Raw genomic sequence first — 4,698 nt, forward strand, 5'->3', positions numbered from 1 at the left:
GCCACATAGTATTCGGAGGCGTCGGTGGTGCGGCTCATGACGCCTATGCCCGCATAGAGGCCGATGGTGGCCAGCAAAAAGGCCGTACCTATCCAGAGGCGCGGCAGGCCCGCACGTTCCAGAAGCGCCAGGACGACCACAAACACCACCAGGCCCAGCGTGTACCAGCGGTAGACGCGGTCCAGCTGCTTTTTGAACTGCTGGCTCGAGAGCATGACGCCGTCGCGCGAACCAAAAAAGCCGCCCATTCAGTCCTCGTCCGCCACGTCATGCTCGATGTCGAGCCGGTTCATGTACCAGGCATAAAAGCCGACGATGAGGCAATACACCACCAGGGCGCCCTGCGCACCCATCCAGAAGCTGAAAGGCCAGCCAAAAAAAGTGAAGCTCAGCGCGCGCGCAAAGTAACTCACGCCGAACGTAACGCTGAACCAGATCATGAGGAGCACCGCCGTTACGGCGAGGTTCTTGCGCCAGTAACGACGGTGGCTGTCAGTGGGCTGCATGGGCTGCCTGGCCGGTGGCCGCAAAAAGGGCCTCGTTTTCGCGCTCGAACTGGGCCGCCACACGCGGCTCAAAGCGACTCAAGTGCGCAATCACCTTGCGCGCCTTGGCGGGCTGGCCCAGCGCCAGCCACACCTGCGCGAGCCGGTACCAGCCGTAAGGGCTCAAGGGCTGCAGGACTGTGTTCTTTTGCAGGGCCTCGGCGGCTTCCTCAAACCGGTGCGCCTGAATGTGCACCAGCGCCAGGCCATACCAGGCCTGGTCCAGGCGCGCGTCCAGTGCCACCGCGCGCTCAAAGGCCGGCCCGGCCTCATCATGGCGTCCCGCCTGCTGCAACACATAACCCAGGTTGAACCAGCCCGCGGCATGGCCGGGCCTGACGGCGGTCAATTGCTGCAGGCTGGCAACGGACTCTTGTGTGAGCTGGAGCTGCGCCGCCACATGGCCGCGGCTGGCTAGCGCATAAGGGTCTGCCGGGCGCAGTTGCAGCATCTGGTCAAAGACGGCCAGCGCGGCAGGCCGTTTGGCGCAGGCGAGCAAAAGCAGTGCGCGTATTTTCAGAAAACCGTATTGAAGGGCAGCGTCTATTTGCACAGTGCCACCCCGATCTCCAGGCAGATGCGGATTTTGGCGATGGCCGCAATGGCCCACACCAGCAGCAGCACCAAAAAGGCCACCAGCGGCAAGTGACGGTCCATCACGACCTGCGGAGATATCCAGCGTGCTGCCTTGACCCAAGGCAAGCCCACCAGCTGAAGCACGCGATAAAACGGATTGCTGTCCTTCGCCGCGCCTGCCAGCAGGCCTACTGCCCATTGCCCGGCCAACGCAAGCAGAGCAATTTCAGTGAGCAGTTTGATGGTAGTGGTGACGGCAAGCATGGCTCACGACAAACAGATGAAGGGATGAAGGCAACGATTCCGATTGTCATCGGAGGTATTGCCAATTGTTTACCGGGAAACCTCCTGCCATCGCGGGTTTTCCCTCGGTCGCGCGGTTCCGACGCAAAAAAAATGCGCTGCGAATCTCTCCGCAGCGCACCGTTTCAATTCATGTCAACCGTCTTCAGTTGGCCAGTTGCTTCCAGGTGGCGATCACCGTGTCGGGATTCAGCGAGATGGAGCCGATGCCTTCGTCCTTCAGCCACTGCGCAAAGTCCGGGTGGTCGCTGGGGCCCTGGCCGCAGATGCCGACGTATTTCCCCGCGCGCCGGCAGGCCTGGATAGCCCGGCTCAGCATGGCCTTGACGGCGGGGTCGCGTTCGTCAAAATCCTGGGCCAGGATGTCCAGACCGGAGTCGCGGTCCAGGCCCAGCGTGAGCTGGGTCAAATCGTTCGAACCAATCGAGAAACCGTCGAAGAACTCGAGGAACTCGTCGGCCAGTATGGCGTTGCTGGGCACCTCGCACATCATGATCACGCGCAGGCCCTGCTCGCCGCGCTTGAGGCCGTGCTGGGCCAGCAGGTCCGTGACCTTTTTGGCCTGGCCCAGGGTGCGTACAAATGGCACCATGACCTCGACGTTGACCAGACCCATGTCGTTGCGCACGCGTTTGAGCGCCTCGCACTCCATGGCAAAGGCCTCGCCAAAATCGGGGCTAAGGTAGCGCGATGCGCCGCGAAAGCCCAGCATCGGGTTTTCTTCCTCGGGCTCGTAGCGTGAGCCGCCGATCAGCTTGCGGTATTCGTTGGACTTGAAGTCCGACAGACGCACGATCACCGGCTTGGGCCAAAAGGCTGCCGCGATCGTGGCCACGCCTTCGGTCACCTTGTCGACATAAAAGGCACGTGGCGAGGCATGGCCGCGCGCCACGCTTTCCACTGCTTTTTTCAGGTCGGCATCCACATTGGGGTAATCAAGAATCGCCTTGGGGTGCACACCGATGTTGTTGTTGATGACAAATTCCAGCCGTGCCAGGCCAACGCCGTGATTGGGGATCTGGCAGAAATCAAACGCCAGCTGCGGGTTGCCGACATTCATCGTGATCTTCAGGTCGATAGGCGGCATCTCACCACGCTGCACTTCCGTCACTTCGGTTTCCAGCAGACCGTCATAAATGTTACCGGTATCGCCCTCAGCGCAGCTCACGGTGACGAGCATGCCATCTTTCAGCGTTTCGGTGGCGTCGCCGCAGCCGACCACGGCCGGGATACCCAGCTCGCGCGCGATGATGGCGGCGTGGCAGGTGCGCCCGCCGCGGTTGGTCACGATGGCGCTGGCGCGCTTCATCACCGGTTCCCAGTTCGGGTCGGTCATGTCGGTCACCAGGATGTCGCCGGCCTGCACCTGGTCCATGTCCTTGATGTCGTGCACGATGCGGACCGCGCCCGTGCCGATCTTCTGGCCGATCGCGCGGCCTTCTGCCAGCACGGTGCCGGTGCCCTTGAGCTTGTAGCGCTGCTCTGCCTTGCCCTTGGACTGGCTCTTCACAGTCTCGGGGCGCGCCTGCAGGATGTAGAGTTCGCCGTCGATGCCGTCTTTGCCCCACTCGATGTCCATCGGGCGGCCATAGTGGGCCTCGATGATCAATGCATAGCGGGCGAGTTGCTCGACGTCGGTGTCGTTCAGCGAATAGCGGTTGCGCAGCTCGGTCGGCACATCAGTGGTCTTGACCAGCTTGCCGCCGGCTTTTTTCTCGTCGGCGCTGGTGAACTCCATCTGCAGCAACTTGCTGCCCAGGTTGCGGCGAATGACGGCGCGTTTGCCCGCTTTGAGCATGGGTTTATGCACGTAAAACTCGTCAGGGTTGACGGCGCCCTGCACCACCGTCTCGCCCAGGCCGTAGCTGGAGGTGATGAACACCACGTCTTCAAAGCCGCTTTCGGTGTCGATGGTGAACATCACGCCGGCAGCACCCTTGTCGCTGCGCACCATGCGCTGGATACCGGCTGAAAGCGCCACGTCGGAATGGGCAAAGCCCTGGTGAACCCGGTAGCTGATGGCGCGGTCGTTGTACAGCGAGGCGAACACCTCTTTCATCTTGTGCAGCACGTCCTCGATGCCGACGACGTTCAGGAAGGTTTCCTGCTGGCCGGCAAACGACGCGTCCGGCAAGTCCTCTGCCGTGGCGGATGAGCGCACCGCAAAGCTGGCCTGGGCATTGCCGGCGCTGAGGGCGGCAAAACTGTCGCGAACGGCTTTTTCCAGATCGGCCGGGAAAGGCTGGGCTTCCACCAGCTTGCGGATTTTGGCGCCGGCTTCGGCCAGCGCACGCACGTCATCGGTGTTGAGCGTGTCCAGCACGCCGTTGATTTTTTTGTCGAGGCCGTCATGCGCCAGGAACACGCGAAAGGCGTGGGCCGTAGTGGCAAATCCGGTGGGAACACGAACCCCGTTCGGGCCGGTCGGCAGTTGCGAAATCATTTCGCCGAGGCTGGCGTTCTTGCCGCCGACAGACTCGACGTCTGTCATCCTCAGGTTTTCAAACGGTACGACCAGGGCGGTCGCCTCAAACAGCTTGGACATGAAAATACTCCGGGAGGTTTAAAAACCGGGGAATTCACCATGCGCGGCAAGCAACCTTGTTGTTGTTGGAAGGGGTTGTGGCGGGGCATGATGTGACAAACTGGATAATTGCCACGATTGTAGGGGCCTCGGGCCCGGCGTGCCGTGTCAGGCTTTCACCCGGCTTTCAACCAGCGAAACCCTTATTTCCCCTCCCTGTCCCTCATTTATCCCCTTCCCATGTCCCAACGCACCGTATTTTTCATCTCTGACGGTACCGGCATCACCGCTGAAACCTTTGGTAACGCCATCCTGGCGCAGTTTGAATTCAAGCCGCGCCACGTGCGCCTGCCTTTTATCGACAGCGTGGACAAGGCCCACCAGGCGATCCGGCAGATCAATCACACGGCCGAAGTCGAGGGCAAACGCCCCATCGTCTTCACGACGCTGGTGAACATGGAGATCCTCGCGGTCATCAAGGCCCACTGCAACGGCATGCTGCTGGACATGTTCGGCATGTTTGTGGCGCCGCTGGAGGGTGAGCTGGGCATCAAGTCCAACCACCGGGTAGGCCGGTTTTCAGACGCGTCCAAAAGCAAGGAATACGACGACCGCATCGAGGCGATCAATTTCTCGCTGGCGCATGACGACGGCCAGAGCAACCGCGACCTGGCCGGTTCGGACGTCATTCTGGTGGGCGTGAGCCGCAGCGGCAAGACGCCGACCTCGCTTTACCTGGCCATGCAGTAC

The 4,698-nt window shown here is 61.4% G+C and carries 5 protein-coding genes and 1 pseudogene; 1 reads left to right on the top strand and 5 read right to left on the bottom strand.

Features of this window, described 5'->3' with window-relative positions:
- From AC1DWI_RS14230 to ppsA, 5 genes and pseudogenes are all read right to left on the bottom strand, one after another.
- Positions 1–248, bottom strand: a pseudogene (locus AC1DWI_RS14230) (cation acetate symporter); the annotation flags it as partial.
- The gene (locus AC1DWI_RS14235) at positions 249–506 is read right to left on the bottom strand and encodes a DUF4212 domain-containing protein (protein WP_477670995.1); all 258 of its coding nucleotides are present in this window, start codon (positions 504–506) and stop codon (positions 249–251) included.
- A complete protein-coding gene (locus tag AC1DWI_RS14240; RefSeq protein WP_477670996.1) occupies positions 493–1,098 on the bottom strand; it encodes a tetratricopeptide repeat protein in 606 nt (201 codons plus the stop codon). Before AC1DWI_RS14240 ends, AC1DWI_RS14235 begins: the two co-directional genes overlap by 14 nt.
- Positions 1,089–1,385, bottom strand: a complete 297-nt coding sequence (locus tag AC1DWI_RS14245) for a hypothetical protein (RefSeq protein WP_477670997.1) — start codon at positions 1,383–1,385, stop codon at positions 1,089–1,091. The genes AC1DWI_RS14240 and AC1DWI_RS14245 overlap by 10 nt, the downstream gene beginning before the upstream one ends.
- A 184-nt stretch (positions 1,386–1,569) precedes the next feature.
- Positions 1,570–3,969, bottom strand: a complete 2,400-nt coding sequence (gene ppsA, locus AC1DWI_RS14250) for a phosphoenolpyruvate synthase (RefSeq protein WP_477670998.1) — start codon at positions 3,967–3,969, stop codon at positions 1,570–1,572.
- 219 nt (positions 3,970–4,188) lie between these two features.
- Here ppsA and AC1DWI_RS14255 point away from each other — a divergent pair.
- Positions 4,189–4,698, top strand: a 510-nt coding sequence (locus AC1DWI_RS14255; RefSeq protein WP_477725062.1) for a kinase/pyrophosphorylase, incomplete at its 3' end; no start/stop codon positions are given.

It is taken from the genome of Polaromonas sp. P3_C2 (assembly GCF_056402675.1).